This is a genomic window from Psychrobacter sp. ANT_H3, from assembly GCF_027919975.1.
In the GTDB taxonomy this organism is placed as follows: Bacteria; Pseudomonadota; Gammaproteobacteria; order Pseudomonadales; family Moraxellaceae; genus Psychrobacter; species Psychrobacter maritimus.
Window position 1 is genome coordinate 72,226 of sequence record NZ_JAQISM010000007.1, and the last position, 14,627, is coordinate 86,852.

Below are 14,627 nucleotides of genomic sequence, written 5' to 3' on the forward strand. Positions count from 1 at the left end.
AGATACTGGTCGCCACCATCATAAGTGCTCAGATATATTCTTCTACGCACTTGATTTCACTTTTTATTAATTGTAAAAAATAAAGGATACAATCAATGAATTTACATGAGTATCAAGCAAAAGAGCTATTAAAAAGCTACGGTTTGCCCATTCAAGAAGGCATCATCGCCTATAACGGCGACGAAGCTGCCGCTGCTTTTGATAAAACGCCTACAGACATTGCGGTTATCAAAGCGCAAGTACATGCTGGCGGCCGTGGTAAAGCGGGCGGTGTTAAATTGGTTAAGACTCGTGAAGAAGCTAAGCAAGTTGCTGAAGCGCTTATCGGTACCAATCTGGTTACATTCCAGACTGACGCTGATGGCCAACCAGTAAACTTTGTATTGGTTGCAGAAGATATGTACCCAGTACAAACTGAGCTATATCTTGGCGCGGTTGTTGACCGTTCTACGCGTCGCGTGACTTTTATGGCATCAACCGAAGGCGGCGTTGATATCGAAGAAGTAGCAAGCGAGACACCAGAAAAAATCTTTAAAGTAAGCGTTGATCCATTAGTCGGTCTAATGCCTTATCAAGCACGTGAAGTGGCATTTAAACTGGGCCTTGAAGGCAAACAAATCAACCAGTTTGTAAAATTGATGAGCGGTGCTTATCAAGCATTCATTGACAATGATTTTGCGTTACTAGAGATTAACCCATTAGCGGTTCGCGAAAATGGCGAAATCGTTTGTGTCGATGGCAAAATTGGTATCGACTCAAACGCCCTATATCGTTTGCCTAAAATAGCTGCGCTACAAGACAAAACGCAAGAAAATGAGCGTGAGCTTAAAGCGGCTGAATTTGACTTAAACTATGTTGCGCTAGAAGGTAACATCGGTTGTATGGTCAACGGTGCTGGTCTTGCAATGGCGACCATGGACATCATCAAATTGTATGGCGGCAAACCTGCTAACTTCTTGGACGTTGGCGGCGGTGCAACTAAAGATCGTGTTGTTGAAGCGTTCAAAATCATTCTAGAAGACAGCAGTGTTGAAGGTGTTCTAATCAACATCTTTGGCGGTATCGTACGTTGTGACATGATTGCCGAAGCCATTATCGCTGCGGTTAAAGAAGTCGACGTAAAAGTACCTGTGGTTGTACGTTTAGAAGGTAACAACGCTGAATTGGGCTTACAGATTCTAGAAGAATCTGGTCTGAAATTGACTTCAGCCCAAGGCCTAGCAGACGCGGCGCAAAAAATTGTCGATGCGGTTAAAGCGTAAGTCTTTAATATAAGTCGTTAAAATAAGTGCTATTTTATTAATAGGCGCCTAAAAAACGATTAAGCATTATAGTCAAAGCGTGATGGCAGTTTTTAGTATGAATATCAATCGTTAACATTTAACGGCAGATGAGCTAGTAAACTGCTATTGCAAGACAACCGAATAAGGAAAAAAATAATGAGTGTATTAATTGATAAAGATACCAAAGTATTGGTACAAGGTTTTACCGGTAAGAACGGTACATTCCACTCTGAACAAGCAATTGAATACGGCACCAAAGTTGTTGGCGGCGTAACACCAGGTAAAGGCGGTCAAACGCACCTAGGTTTGCCAGTATTTAACACCATGGCGGAAGCGATGGAAGCGACCCAAGCTGACGCATCAGTTATCTACGTACCGGCACCATTTGTACTAGATTCTATCGTTGAAGCGGTCGATGCCGGTGTAAAGTTGATCGTTGTGATCACTGAAGGCGTACCGACTATCGATATGCTAAAAGCTAAGCGTTATATCGAAGAAGCAGACGGCGTACGTATGGTCGGTCCAAACTGCCCAGGCGTTATCACTCCAGGTCAGTGCAAAATCGGTATCATGCCAGGTCATATCCATTTGCCAGGTAAAGTGGGTATCATCTCACGCTCTGGTACGTTGACTTATGAAGCGGTTGCACAGACCACTAAGCTTGGCTTTGGTCAGTCAACTTGTATCGGTATCGGTGGCGATCCTATCCCTGGTATGAATCAGATTGACGCGCTAAAACTGTTCCAAGACGATCCACAAACTGAAGCTATCATCCTAATCGGTGAGATTGGTGGTACGGCTGAAGAAGAAGCAGCTGCTTATATCAAAGAGCACGTAACTAAGCCGGTTGTTGGTTATATCGCTGGTGTTACCGCGCCTGCTGGTAAGCGTATGGGTCATGCTGGTGCGATTATCTCTGGTGGTCAAGGTACTGCTGAAGAGAAATTTAAAGCTTTTGAAGACGCTGGTATTGCTTACACTCGCGATCCATCAAAAATCGGTGACAAGCTAAAAGAAGTTACTGGTTGGTAATTTAGATATTAATCAATAATCTAATACCGAAACGTCGTTGAAAAAAATACAAGGCACCCCTACAATGGGGTGTCTTTTTTTATTCTAAAAATAACTTTTCTTCGACTAAAATGTAGCAATTATGAAAAACAAAATATTGGTTACCGGCGGCGCTGGATATATCGGTTCACACACTTGTATAGCGTTGCATCAAGCAGGCTATGATATCGTGATATATGATAATCTATCTAATAGTAGCCGTGAAGCGATCAATCGCGTCTCTACTCTCATTGGTCAGACTATTGAATTTATCGAAGGCGATATTCGCGATACTGAGTTGCTCAGACAAGTATTTACAGAACATGAGTTTTTTGGTGTGATTCATTTTGCGGGGTTAAAGGCCGTTGGTGAATCCGTTGCCAAGCCACTACTGTATTATAATAATAATGTCAGCGGCACCATTACTTTAATGGAAGTCATGGCTGAAGCCAACGTTAAAAACTTAGTTTTTTCATCGTCAGCGACAGTTTACGGTGATCCTGAAGTACTGCCTATTGATGAGACATCGCCACGTTCTTGTACCAATCCTTATGGGCAAAGTAAGCTTACGGTCGAGCATATTTTAGAAGACTTAGCGGCAACCAATGATGGCTGGAATCTTATTCCGCTTAGATACTTTAATCCCGTAGGTGCGCATCCATCAGGACAGATTGGCGAAGATCCAAATGATATTCCTAATAATTTGATGCCTTATATCTCGCAAGTGGCAGTCGGTAAGCTTGAAAAGCTTAGTATTTTTGGTAATGACTATCCTACCGTCGATGGTACGGGGGTACGCGATTTTATCCATGTGACTGATCTTGCCCAAGGGCATGTTGCTGCGCTTAATTATTTGCAGAAACGAGTAGGTCAAGATAAATACAGCTCAATAGGTTTTTTGCCCATTAATCTAGGAACAGGTAAAGGAACGTCTGTTTTAGAATTGGTCACGGCTTTTTCCGAAGTATCAGGACAAAACATTCCTTATCAGTTTTCTGCTCGCCGCGCAGGAGATATTGCCAGCTGCTATGCCAGTGCTGATAAGGCGAAAGAATTATTGGGCTGGGAAGCTAAGCTGTCTATTACTGAAATGTGCCAAGATACCTGGCGTTGGCAGAGTATGAATCCGAATGGGTATAACATCGCTTAAATTGCATAAAAACTATGTTTAAACCTAGCTTTTATCTCACACCTCTTAACACAGTTTAAAAATTATGAAAAAAATTACCCACGTCGTTATCCCCGTTGCAGGCTTTGGCACCCGTATGTTGCCATTATCTAAATCCGTACCAAAAGAGCTATTGCCGCTTGGTAATCGTCCGGCCATTCACTATGTCGTTGAAGAAGCAATCGCAGCTGGTATCAAGCATATTGTGTTGGTCGGTCATGCGCAAAAAAGTGCCATTGAAAATTACTTTGATATCAATGCTGAGCTGGATAATCAGCTTAGAGCGAAAGGTAAAAATGAGCTAGCCGATAGCTTAAATTGGCTACCAGATGATGTAACGGTATCAATGATACGCCAAGGCAAGCCATTAGGTTTAGGGCATGCGGTACTTGCCGCGCGCCCAATTATAGGTATGAATGATTTTGCGGTACTGCTGCCCGATGTGGTGCTTGATCCCTTTGCCACCGATATGACTGCTGACAATTTAGCCTTTATGATTGAGTCCTTTGCTAAAGACAAGCACTCACAGATATTGGTCGATACTGTCGCCGATGAAGATGTGCATAAATACGGTATTGCTCAGTTAAGTGAATCTGATAACGGTGCGCACGATATAGATAATAAAGCAGATGCAAATACGAGCTTTAAGGTTGCCGGTTTTGTAGAAAAACCAAGTTTAGCAGATGCACCCTCAAAACTGGCCGTCGTTGGGCGCTATGTTTTTAGCAACCATATTTTTGACTATCTGGCCAATACAAAAGCGTCGGTTGGCGGTGAGATTCAGCTGACTGATGCTATCGATGCTTTGATTAGTCAATATGGCGTCAATGTCACGACGATGCGCGGTGCCAGTTATGATGCCGGCGATATGCGCTCTTATATGCAGGCGTTTATTTATTTCGCTCAGCAGCAATTAGCAGATGAAGAGTAATGCATGAACGATATAAAAGGCAATAATCGCTATAGCAGCGCGCGTAATTCTAAGTACTGGCAGCAGTTACAGGAGTTGGCGGCACAGCCATGGTCGCTTGATAAGCTATTTACCCAAGATGCTGAGCGTACGAGCCGTTTTAGCACGCAAGCTGGCGCGCTATATATGGATTATAGCAAGCAGTGTATTAATGATGCTGTGCTAGAAGATTTATTAAATTTGGCGAATAGTTGTGATTTATCAGGCCGGATTCAATCTTTGCTGCAAGGCGCGATGGTCAATACCAGTGAGGAGCGTGCGGCGTTGCACACAGCGCTGCGCTTACCAGTTACCGCGAAACTGCAAGTTGGTACGCAAGATGTTGTTACTGACGTACATCAGAGCTTGGCACGCGTTGCCAGATTATCCGAGCGTGTACGCAGTGGTACGTGGCGTGGATTTTCCGGCAAGGCAATTACCGATGTGGTTAATATCGGCGTCGGTGGTTCTGATTTAGGGCCGCTGATGGCGACCACTGCGCTTGATGAGTGGGCAGATACTGCTATTGAAGTGCATTTTGTCTCCAATATGGACGGCACCCAGCTTGATAATTTGCTCAAGCACTTAAATCCTGAAACTACCTTATTTATTATATCCTCTAAGTCTTTTGGTACCGTTGATACGTTATCCAATGCCAAAACCGCGCTTTCATGGCTGCTTGCAACCGCAAAACTGCGGGCAGGTACAGAGGACAGTGTATTACGTCGTCATTTTATTGGTATTTCAGCCAACAGTGAGAAAATGAGCGCGTGGGGTATTCATCCTCAGCACCAATTGCAGCTTTGGGAATGGGTTGGCGGCCGTTTTTCTTTATGGTCAGCGATTGGTCTTGCTATTGCCATTCGTATCGGTATCGATGGCTTTAAAGCGTTATTGGCCGGTGCTCATAGTATGGATGAGCATTTCGCGCAAGCGGATTTTGCAGAGAATTTACCAGTATTATTAGGTTTGCTTGCCGTTTGGAACAGTACCTTTTTACAGGTAAATGCTCATACGGTATTGCCTTATGATGGGCGTTTAGAGTATTTGCCAAGCTACTTGACCCAGCTTGAAATGGAAAGTAATGGTAAATCGGTGACGCTGCATGGTGAGTGCCTTGATTATGATACGTGTCCGATTTTATGGGGTGAGATTGGCTCAAACGCGCAGCATGCTTTTTATCAGCTCTTGCATCAAGGGACGCAGCAAGTCTCTTGTGATTTTATCGCCTGTGTGCGTCGTTATAGTGATAAAGCGACCAATGCCTCGCTACAGCAGCAGCATGAATTGTCTTTAGCCAACTGTCTAGCGCAAAGTCGGGTACTGGCTTTTGGCAATGCGGCTATTGCTGATGCTGATATACAAATCGCTTCTGACGCTGATAAATATAAATACTACCGCGGTAATCAGCCATCAACAACCTTATTGATTGACGAGCTGACCCCGCATAGTTTGGGCGCATTAATTGCGCTTTATGAGCATAAGGTTTATGTGATGGCCAGCATTTGGGATATCAATCCGTTTGACCAGTGGGGTGTCGAGATGGGTAAGCAGATGGCAGAGTCAGTGCATGCCGCTATGCAGCAAGAGGGTGGTGAGCAGTTCGACAGCTCTACCAATCAGCTATTACAGCATATTAAGCTGTTCTCTTAAGAGTGCCTGCTGTTAATTTATTCATGCTGCTAATTCACCAATAATCAAAGGTAAACTCATGAGCGCTGATGCCATAAATACACATAAGCATAAATCTGCACCCAATCCGTTTCATAATACGGCGATAAATACTAACGTTTGTGTCCTTGTCGGTCATAGTATTGAAGCGATTACCAGTGCAGTGGTACTGGCAAGTCTCGGTCATGCGGTTCACCTCTATGCCGATAAAGATATATTGGCGGAGCAGTTGCAGCAATATGGCTTTGAGCATCATTTGCAAGCGCTTTGGCAGATGTATGATCAGCAGCAACAAATTGTCAGCTATGTGCTACCAAAGAGTGCTGATGAGCTTATACAGCGTTATGAAGTGGCGAATGATAATGATGAGAAAAAATCAGTTGCGCTATATTGGCTATTTTTAGAAAGTATTAGCGCGGTATGGCTAGAGGACAGTTGGATTACCGCCTTTAATCATAGTCATCAGCAAGCATTACCGCTCATCATGAGTGGTATTAAACAGTTGGGTGCGGTTGCCGCACTGTCTAAACGTTTGCAGCGCGCTTGGGTATACTATCTACCCTTCGTATTTTTAAAAGACGGTGATGCCTATAGCTCGATGTTGAATCCGTCATTATGGTTACTCGGTGAAAAAACGTCAAACAGCAGCTATCATCTACATATGCTCCAACCATTAATGCAGCATGCGCGTGCAACGCATCATGCCGATATTGCGACGATAGAATTTGCCCGTAGTAGCATCATGGCGATGCTGGCAACGCGAGTTAGCTTTATGAATGAGATGTCGCGCTTGGCTGATAGTCATCAGGTTGATATTCAGCAGGTCAGCCACATTATGGGACTCGATGAGCGCGTGGGCAGTAGCTACTTGCAAGCGGGTTGGGGGTTTGGTGGTAATACGCTACCGACGGAATTACTTCAGCTGCAGCAGTCAAGTCAAGCGCAGAGCTTGGCTATGCCGCTATTGCAATCGGTTATCCATATTAATGAAGACCAAAAAGAGCTGATCTTCCGTAAGTTTTGGCAATATTTTGATGGTTTTATCGATAATAAAACCGTCATGATTTGGGGCGGTAGTTATAAAGCAGGCTCGGGACGGACAGCAGAGTCAGCGATTCATCCTTTATTGGCATTATTATGGTCTTATAATATCCGTACACTGGTTTATAGCGATAAAGCGCAAACCGAGCTTGCCGCCCTTTATAAGCAGCAGCCATTACTTCAGTTGATAAACAATCCGTATCAACAGCTTAATGAGGCGCAGGCAATCTTTATTATCAGCTGGTTGCCAGAGAACCGACTAGATATTGCCAAACTTAATGAGCAAGCGATGCCCATATTTGATGCGCAAAATGCCTTGTCGCCAACGCAGATAGATGGTCTAGTCGGCGACTATATGGGAATTGGTCGCGCCAAATAAGGCTTTCTATTAGGTATAAAATAAGCTCAGTAGACAAAAAGTTGTTAGACTAAAGCTAAATAAAAGCGCCGGTTAATTTCTATATTGATCGGCGCTTTTTTTATTTTCACAGGTTTAGAATGTCTTTACTTTATTCAGTATTGCAGCTATTCATATTAAGCAGGTACCGCACCTTGACTGGCAAGCCATTGTTGGATCTCTTGGGTTTTGGTCTGTAGTAAATCTTCATCACCGCGACTTTCAATATTTAACCGAATTAATGGTTCAGTATTTGAGGCGCGTAAGTTAAAACGCCATTCGCCAAAGTTTAAGCTCAAACCATCAAGCATCGATTTAGTTGGATTTTCGGTACTAAACTTATCTTCAATTGCCTTAATAATCGTCTGCGCATCATGCGTGGTCAGATGAAAGTTCAGCTCGCCTGAGCTTGGATAGGCTGCAATATAACCGCTGACCAATTCTGACAAGGTTTTACCGGTAATCGATAATAGCTCAATGGTCAGCAGCCAAGGAATCATACCGCTATCGCAGTAGAAAAAATCGCGAAAGTAGTGATGTGCCGACATCTCGCCACCATAAACCGCGCCAGAATCACGCATCACCTGCTTGATAAATGAGTGCCCAGATTTACTAATAACCGCCTTACCATTATGCTCATGGATGACGGCTTCGGTGTTATAAATTACCCGTGGATCATAAACAATCGACTCGCCCGTATACTTATTTAAAAACGCTTGCGCCAGCATCCCAACGACATAGCTACCATCGATAAATTCGCCGTATTCATCGAATAAAAAGCAACGGTCAAAATCGCCATCAAAGGCAATGCCAAGGTCGGCTTTATGTGCTAACACCGCTTGCTGGGTGGCGGTTCTATTAGCCAAAATCATCGGATTAGGGATGCCATTTGGAAAACTACCATCAGGCTCATGATGCAATTTAATCACTTCAATCGGCGCACCAGCTTGTGCTAACTTTTCGATTAATAAATCAACCACGGGACCGGCGCTGCCATTGCCTGAATTAATAACCAGCTTCAGCGGTTTTAATTTATCAATATCGATGAAAGTCATCACATGATTGATATAGGCGCTTTTATCCGTCATTAATTGTAAATTGCCTAAGGCGTTAGCAGGGGTAAATTGTCCCGATTCTGCCAATGCTTGAATCTCTGCCAAACCATCATCGGCGCTAATCGGTTTTGAGTGCTCTTTGACCAATTTTAAGCCATTATAGTTAATCGGATTATGACTGGCAGTGACTTCGATACCGCCCAACGCTTGATAGTAGCTGGTGGCAAAATACACCTCTTCCGTACCTGTCATTCCCAAATCAATCACATCGACGCCAGCATCTAGCATACCTTTGATTGTTGATTGTTTTAACTGCTCACTTGAATGGCGGATATCGCTACCGATAACGATAGCTGGTTTTAAGTTTTTCAGTTCAGCGGTAGCATCATTATCGGCACTGTTATAACGCTGAAATAAAATTTGGGCAAAGGCACGGCCGATACGGTAAGCGATAGCTTCATCGAGATTGACGCCAAGCTCGCCGCGGATATCATAAGCTTTAAATGAATCAATTTTAATCGGCGCGAACTGGGTTTGAGTCGCATAGCTGGCATTATTGGTATCGGATGTGGGCATAACGATAAAATCCTTGCGTTTAAGCAGTGAGATGATAATTAAGTAGGTTACCCAATTATAAGCTAATCAGTTTTCAATGCTACACTAACGACAAAATCGTTATAAACTTAATAGGGTTCTATTGAATAACCAATAAAAATATAAGAGTGTTTTTTATGAATAGCTTAGAAAATAAAATAACAGCGCCTACACCGGTACCAGGAACGCCAGAAGCAAGTGGCGAGTTGGCGGATTTATTATCCTTAATGGCACGGCTGCGAGCAGATTGTCCGTGGGATAAAAAACAAAGCAACCATAGTCTCATTCCTTATGCGATTGAAGAAGCCTATGAGCTTGGCGAGGCGGTACAAGGCGATGATGATGAAGACATCAAAGGCGAGCTTGGTGATGTGTTGCTGCAAGTGGTTTTTCATTGTCAGATGTACGCTGAGCAAGGGCGCTTTGATATGAGCGATGTCATTACCACTTTACAAGAAAAGCTGATTCGCCGGCATCCGCATGTGTTTGAAGCAGAAACGCTACAAGATGAAGCCGCGGTAAAAGAACGCTGGGATGAGATTAAGGTGGAGGAGCAACAAGCCCGCGCTGCACGTGGTAAACCACAGCGCCGTTTGGACAATACCAAAGCAGGCAGCGCGCTGATGCAAGCGCAGGATGTGCAAAAACAGGCGTCAAAATTGGGTTTTGATTGGGAAGGCGTCAGCGGCGCATTTGATAAACTGGATGAAGAAATTGCCGAGCTAAAGGCCGAGATTTTAGATAAGCCCCAAGTTGAAATCAAAACCAATATCAGAGAGATTGAAAAGGAGCTTGGTGATTGCATGTTTGCGCTGGTCAATGTCGCCCGTAAACTAAACCTCGACGCTGAAACTGCGACGTTGACCTGTGTGCATAAATTCAAATCACGTTTTGGCTATATTGAAGACCAGTTAGCTGCCGCTGGCAAGCGTTTAGAAGACAGCGATATTAATGAGATGGATGCGTTATGGGAAGCGGCTAAACAACATGAACGCGACTAATAAAAGCTTACTTACTAAATACTCGTTTATCAAATGGCAACATGTTAATTTGTTTAAAAGTGCAGCCATTTTTTTAGTAGGCATAGTTTCTATCATGGCGATGCTGTCTCATCCTGTCCTTGCCGCCCCTTGTTTTGATAACCCCCAAAGTGCTTATAATTATCTCTTAACGCAAGAAGCAGCGCAAAGCCAAGCGCGTACGCAGACCAGTATTAATATCAATCGCGCGACCGAAGCCGAGCTGGTGGCATTAGACGGTGTTGGCAGCAGTAAAGCGCAGGCGATTATTTTATATCGTGAGATGTTTGGCGGCTTTAAGAGCGTTGATGAATTAACCAAGGTAAAAGGCATCGGTGCAAAAACCGTTGAGAAGAATCGCAGACGTTTAAGCGTGCAGGATTAATCACGGTATTAATCAGGATATTTTGTATTAATTAACCCCAATATTGACAAAATAGCATGTAAGTAAATGTCATAACACACCCACCATGGCCAAAATTTGTTAAACTAGCAGGTACATCCGCCTGATAGACGCTGTGTTCGTCAGGGGTGGTTAAGAATAAAGGCGAGGAGTAGATGCATGGCCGAGCGTGCCGCCAAGCAGTTAGAACTGAATAAATCTGAATTACCAAATTCCATTACCGAAGTGATTGCAACCCTAACCCGAGCTGGGTTTGATGCCTATATCGTCGGTGGCGGCGTGCGCGACACCTTGCTAGGCCTGCGTCCAAAAGACTTCGATGCGGTCACTGATGCTAAGCCCCATGAGATTAAAGACGTCTTTGGTAAGCGCTGCCGTATTATCGGTCGCCGTTTTCAATTGGCGCATGTCTACTCTGGGCGCGAGCTTATCGAAGTGGCCACTTTCCGTGGACCACCGCTTAATGATTCCAATACCAATCAAGATGGTATGATTCTGCGCGACAATGTCTGGGGCGATATCAAACAAGACTTTGCCCGTCGCGACTTTTCTATCAATGCCCTTTATTATCAACCGCTTAAAGGCGTGGTGCATGATTTTTGCGGTGCCCTTGAAGATATTGATAATAAAATTATTCGCCTGTTAGGCAATGCGCCGACTCGTATCGAAGAAGATCCGGTCAGATTGCTGCGCGCCTTACGTTTTAAAGCCAAGTTGGGCTTTGATTTTGATAGCGAACTAGCCGCACAGTTCCATGATGGTAATTGGGCGCTACTTGAGCAAATCTCTCCGCATCGTCTATATGATGAAACGCAAAAGATGTTTACTGGTGGCTATTTAGTGCCATTATTGCCGCTATTGTTTGAGTCGGGTGCGATTGATAGTTTAATCATTTACCCACCTGCTGAGCCAAGTGCTTTAGTGAAACAAGTCGCTATTAATACTGACAAACGTATCGGCGCTGGCAAAAGCATTAACCCTGCCTTCTTTTATGCCGCGTTGCTGTGGGAAAACTACTTACATCAATTAGAAAAAGCCAAAAAGCGCAATATGCCTTTTGCGGATGCACAAATGCATGCAGCGGGCAAAGTCATCGACCGTCAGCGTATCAAAACCGCCATTCCAAAATTTGCTGAACAGTTTATTCGTGATATCTGGATATTGCAGCCAAAATTGGCCGCGCCACGTAGTAAACAAATTGTCCAGCTGTCTGAGCACCCACGTTTCCGCGCCGGTTTTGATTTCTTGTTATTGCGCGAGCAGTGCGGTGATGCCGAACATCCGCTATCAGAATCGACCAATGGTATGGGCGAGTGGTGGCACAACTATCAAACCTTGACCGAACAGCAGCAGCAACAAGCGATTGATGACTTTGATGAAAACATTCGTCGCGGTGCGTATAAGCAAGCGCAGCGCGGTCGCGGGCGTAATCGTCAAAAACCCCAAACCTCGAACGATAATGGCAAGGTGAATCACATAGAAAACGATCAGCAAGATAAAGTAAACGGTAATGCTCATACCAAGCAATCGGTTAATGATGCCTCAAACGTGCCATCACGCCGCCGCCGTGCTGCCAGTCAGTCGGCTCAGCATGCTAATAACAGTGTCAGTAATAGTAGCAGCAATGTCGGTCGTAATGAGAATGGTCGTAATAATAGCTATGATAAGCAGCAAGCGACACAAGATAATAATGAGCTTGCGCAATTGCAGCAGTTATCACTTGCTAACATAGGTCATCAAGCGGCAACTAAACGCCACAATGCCAAGCCTGCACCGTTATTTGTCATAGAGCATGAGAAGGTTGTACCGCCATTACGCAAGCAATTGCCAAGTGATGCACAGTCGCAATCGTCATCTAAGTCGCCTTCTAAATCTAAACCGGCTAGCCAAGCGTTTGTAGAAAAAAACGCCGTTACTGACAACGCAGCGCCTAAAGAGCAGTCTGGCAATCAAGCAGCAAAGCATCATACAAAACCAAAGCAAGCTGATGCCAATGTTAGTACTGACTCAGCTTCTGCTAAAGCGCATACGACAGAGTATGCTACGCGCACGGTAGCCAGAACACCGGCGCTTGTCAGTATGAATAACGAGCCGATACCGCATAAGCGTCGCCGTCGTCAGCCTACTGTTGTAGAAAATGACAATGGAAATAGCTCAGCTGATAGCAATAGCGTAGTAGAGGCTAAAGCAGTCGATAGCAAAGCGCAAAAAGCGGCGAGATATGCAAAAAAAGCGCCGAAGCTAGCGACTGAAGCTGTTAGTAAAACTGAAACGAGTGACGTTGAAAATAAGGCTAAGAAGGCAACCAAAGCTACAGCAGCCAAACCTACTAAAACCAGTCAAGATACTAAGAGCCAGACCAGTCAAAGTCAGTCAGCTAAGCATCAAACAGCTGCTAGTAAAATGAATGAGCAAAAAGGCCCTGTACCATCAAAGCGTCGCCGCCGTCAGCCAAGCATTAATAACGTTTAAGCTTATGAGCGGACAATAGAGTAAAGTGATAACTATGAATACGCACTTTGATGCTAGCGATGACAATGAAAGCCATGCTGATGCAACTTGGGTTACCTGCTATGTGGGCTTGGGTAGTAATCTGACAAATGAGTTAGGTTCACCTGTAGAGCATTTGCAGCAAGCCGTTGCAGCTATGCAAAAGCACGAGCAGATACGCGCGGTACGGGTGTCTTCCTTTTATGCTTCAGTACCGATGGGACCGCAAGACCAACCTGATTTTATCAATGCGGTCGCAGGTTTTGAGACCACTTTGACTACGTTTGAGCTGCTTGATTTTTGCCAAGCGTTAGAGCAGCACGCAAAACGCGCTCGTTTGCGCCGTTGGGGTGAGCGTAGCCTTGATGTCGATATTTTATTATATGGTGACGCGCAAATAGCGGAGTCGCAATTAACCATACCGCATGCTGGCTTGCCTGAACGTAATTTTGTTTTGATACCGCTGCGAGAGTTAGCCCCAGAGTTGATTATTGCAGGCAAGCCAATCAAGCATTATCCGCTGAGTAACGATTGGACAGGGTTAAAGTTGTTATCAGATGATTGACGTATGAACCGTTAAATAGACTTATTAACTACTAAAAAGTAGCAGCAAATTGGCATTTAGCAGAATTTCCAGTCATTGATTGTTAAACGTATTGATGATTGAAAGCATTGAGGATGATATGACGACGTTATCGACTTTAAATAAATTTAAAAAAGACGGTACCAAATTTACCTGTCTGACCTGCTATGACGCGATGTTTGCGCGCATGATGGATAAAGCACAAATCGATACGATATTGATTGGTGATAGTCTGGGTATGGTGGTGCAAGGTCATGATTCAACCTTACCGGTCAGCGTCGATGATATGGCTTATCATACGGCCAATATTGCCCGTAGTAATAAGCACGCACTGATTTTAGCCGACTTGCCGTTTATGAGTTATGTGACGCTCCCAGAAGCGGTTGCCAATAGCCGAAAACTGATGCAGGCGGGCGCGCATGTGATTAAGATTGAAGGCGGTAGTGAGCTTTGCGATTTAGTCACGACATTAGCGCAAGCAGGTACGCCCACTTGTGTACATTTAGGGCTGACACCGCAGTCGGTTAATGTCTTCGGAGGTTATAAAATTCAAGGGCGCGGTGATGAGGCGGCTCATAAGCTACTTGCTGATGCCAAAGCGGTGGTTGCTGCCGGTGCGGCACTTTTGGTATTAGAATGCGTACCTGCTGAACTTGCAAAAGCTGTGACTCAAGCGGTTGCCGTGCCGGTAATTGGTATTGGCGCTGGTGCCGATACTGATGGTCAAGTCTTAGTCATGCATGACATGCTTGGTATGGTGCATGGTCGCGTGCCACGCTTTGTTCATGACTTTTTAACCGATGAGCGTAATAGCGCGCGTAGTATTGAAGGCGCATTTGCCCTATATCAGCAAGCGGTACGCGATGGTAGTTTTCCGACTGAGCAGCACCAATTTAGCTAGTGGTCTTTAATTTAAAACTTTGA

At 44.5% G+C, this 14,627-nt stretch carries 12 protein-coding genes; 11 read left to right on the forward strand and 1 reads right to left on the reverse strand.

Features of this window, described 5'->3' with window-relative positions; translation table 11 throughout:
- The first annotated feature begins 95 nt into the window (after window positions 1–95).
- The 6 genes from sucC (at window position 96) to PG901_RS05285 (ending at window position 7,541) form a co-directional block, all read left to right on the forward strand.
- A complete protein-coding gene (gene sucC / locus PG901_RS05260) occupies window positions 96–1,262 on the forward strand; it encodes an ADP-forming succinate--CoA ligase subunit beta (protein ID WP_201564349.1) in 1,167 nt (388 codons plus the stop codon).
- Window positions 1,263–1,439: 177 nt separating this feature from the next.
- Window positions 1,440–2,315 (forward strand): succinate--CoA ligase subunit alpha, encoded by an 876-nt coding sequence (sucD, locus tag PG901_RS05265; RefSeq protein ID WP_201629265.1) that lies wholly within the window; start codon window positions 1,440–1,442, stop codon window positions 2,313–2,315.
- 121 nt (window positions 2,316–2,436) lie between these two features.
- On the forward strand, window positions 2,437–3,483 hold the full coding sequence (gene galE, locus PG901_RS05270; protein ID WP_271133764.1) for a UDP-glucose 4-epimerase GalE: 1,047 nt from the start codon (window positions 2,437–2,439) through the stop codon (window positions 3,481–3,483).
- A 64-nt stretch (window positions 3,484–3,547) separates the two neighbouring features.
- Window positions 3,548–4,432 carry a UTP--glucose-1-phosphate uridylyltransferase gene (locus PG901_RS05275; RefSeq protein ID WP_271133765.1) on the forward strand — a complete coding sequence of 295 codons (885 nt, stop codon included), beginning with the start codon at window positions 3,548–3,550 and terminating at the stop codon, window positions 4,430–4,432.
- Between the two features lie 3 nt (window positions 4,433–4,435).
- Window positions 4,436–6,103 carry a glucose-6-phosphate isomerase gene (gene pgi / locus PG901_RS05280; RefSeq protein ID WP_271133766.1) on the forward strand — a complete coding sequence of 556 codons (1,668 nt, stop codon included), beginning with the start codon at window positions 4,436–4,438 and terminating at the stop codon, window positions 6,101–6,103.
- A gap of 58 nt (window positions 6,104–6,161) precedes the next feature.
- Window positions 6,162–7,541 carry a UDP-glucose/GDP-mannose dehydrogenase family protein gene (locus tag PG901_RS05285; RefSeq protein ID WP_271133767.1) on the forward strand — a complete coding sequence of 460 codons (1,380 nt, stop codon included), beginning with the start codon at window positions 6,162–6,164 and terminating at the stop codon, window positions 7,539–7,541.
- 155 nt (window positions 7,542–7,696) lie between these two features.
- Here PG901_RS05285 and PG901_RS05290 read toward each other — a convergent pair whose 3' ends face one another.
- On the reverse strand, window positions 7,697–9,190 hold the full coding sequence (locus PG901_RS05290; protein WP_271133768.1) for a phosphomannomutase CpsG: 1,494 nt from the start codon (window positions 9,188–9,190) through the stop codon (window positions 7,697–7,699).
- A gap of 155 nt (window positions 9,191–9,345) precedes the next feature.
- On the opposite strand from PG901_RS05290, the gene mazG reads away from it, so the two are divergent.
- From mazG to panB, 5 genes are all read left to right on the forward strand, one after another.
- The gene (gene mazG, locus PG901_RS05295; protein WP_271133769.1) at window positions 9,346–10,209 is read left to right on the forward strand and encodes a nucleoside triphosphate pyrophosphohydrolase; all 864 of its coding nucleotides are present in this window, start codon (window positions 9,346–9,348) and stop codon (window positions 10,207–10,209) included.
- 94 nt (window positions 10,210–10,303) lie between these two features.
- On the forward strand, window positions 10,304–10,612 hold the full coding sequence (locus PG901_RS05300) for a ComEA family DNA-binding protein (RefSeq protein WP_271133770.1): 309 nt from the start codon (window positions 10,304–10,306) through the stop codon (window positions 10,610–10,612).
- Window positions 10,613–10,789: 177 nt separating this feature from the next.
- Entirely contained in the window at window positions 10,790–13,102 is a 2,313-nt protein-coding gene (pcnB, locus tag PG901_RS05305; RefSeq protein ID WP_271133771.1) for a polynucleotide adenylyltransferase PcnB, read from the forward strand.
- A gap of 34 nt (window positions 13,103–13,136) precedes the next feature.
- The gene (gene folK / locus PG901_RS05310; RefSeq protein WP_271133772.1) at window positions 13,137–13,685 is read left to right on the forward strand and encodes a 2-amino-4-hydroxy-6-hydroxymethyldihydropteridine diphosphokinase; all 549 of its coding nucleotides are present in this window, start codon (window positions 13,137–13,139) and stop codon (window positions 13,683–13,685) included.
- Window positions 13,686–13,803: 118 nt separating this feature from the next.
- On the forward strand, window positions 13,804–14,604 hold the full coding sequence (gene panB, locus PG901_RS05315; RefSeq protein WP_271133773.1) for a 3-methyl-2-oxobutanoate hydroxymethyltransferase: 801 nt from the start codon (window positions 13,804–13,806) through the stop codon (window positions 14,602–14,604).
- Window positions 14,605–14,627 lie beyond the last annotated feature (23 nt).

Bases quoted from the DNA above. Each gene is read 5' to 3' on its own strand.
- sucC (WP_201564349.1), top strand. From the start codon at position 96: ATGAATTTACATGAGTATCAAGCAAAAGAGCTATTAAAAAGCTACGGT.
- sucD (WP_201629265.1), top strand. From the start codon at position 1,440: ATGAGTGTATTAATTGATAAAGATACCAAAGTATTGGTACAAGGTTTT.
- galE (WP_271133764.1), top strand. From the start codon at position 2,437: ATGAAAAACAAAATATTGGTTACCGGCGGCGCTGGATATATCGGTTCA.
- PG901_RS05275 (WP_271133765.1), top strand. From the start codon at position 3,548: ATGAAAAAAATTACCCACGTCGTTATCCCCGTTGCAGGCTTTGGCACC.
- pgi (WP_271133766.1), top strand. From the start codon at position 4,436: ATGAACGATATAAAAGGCAATAATCGCTATAGCAGCGCGCGTAATTCT.
- PG901_RS05285 (WP_271133767.1), top strand. From the start codon at position 6,162: ATGAGCGCTGATGCCATAAATACACATAAGCATAAATCTGCACCCAAT.
- PG901_RS05290 (WP_271133768.1), bottom strand. From the start codon at position 9,190: ATGCCCACATCCGATACCAATAATGCCAGCTATGCGACTCAAACCCAG.
- mazG (WP_271133769.1), top strand. From the start codon at position 9,346: ATGAATAGCTTAGAAAATAAAATAACAGCGCCTACACCGGTACCAGGA.
- PG901_RS05300 (WP_271133770.1), top strand. From the start codon at position 10,304: ATGGCGATGCTGTCTCATCCTGTCCTTGCCGCCCCTTGTTTTGATAAC.
- pcnB (WP_271133771.1), top strand. From the start codon at position 10,790: ATGGCCGAGCGTGCCGCCAAGCAGTTAGAACTGAATAAATCTGAATTA.
- folK (WP_271133772.1), top strand. From the start codon at position 13,137: ATGAATACGCACTTTGATGCTAGCGATGACAATGAAAGCCATGCTGAT.
- panB (WP_271133773.1), top strand. From the start codon at position 13,804: ATGACGACGTTATCGACTTTAAATAAATTTAAAAAAGACGGTACCAAA.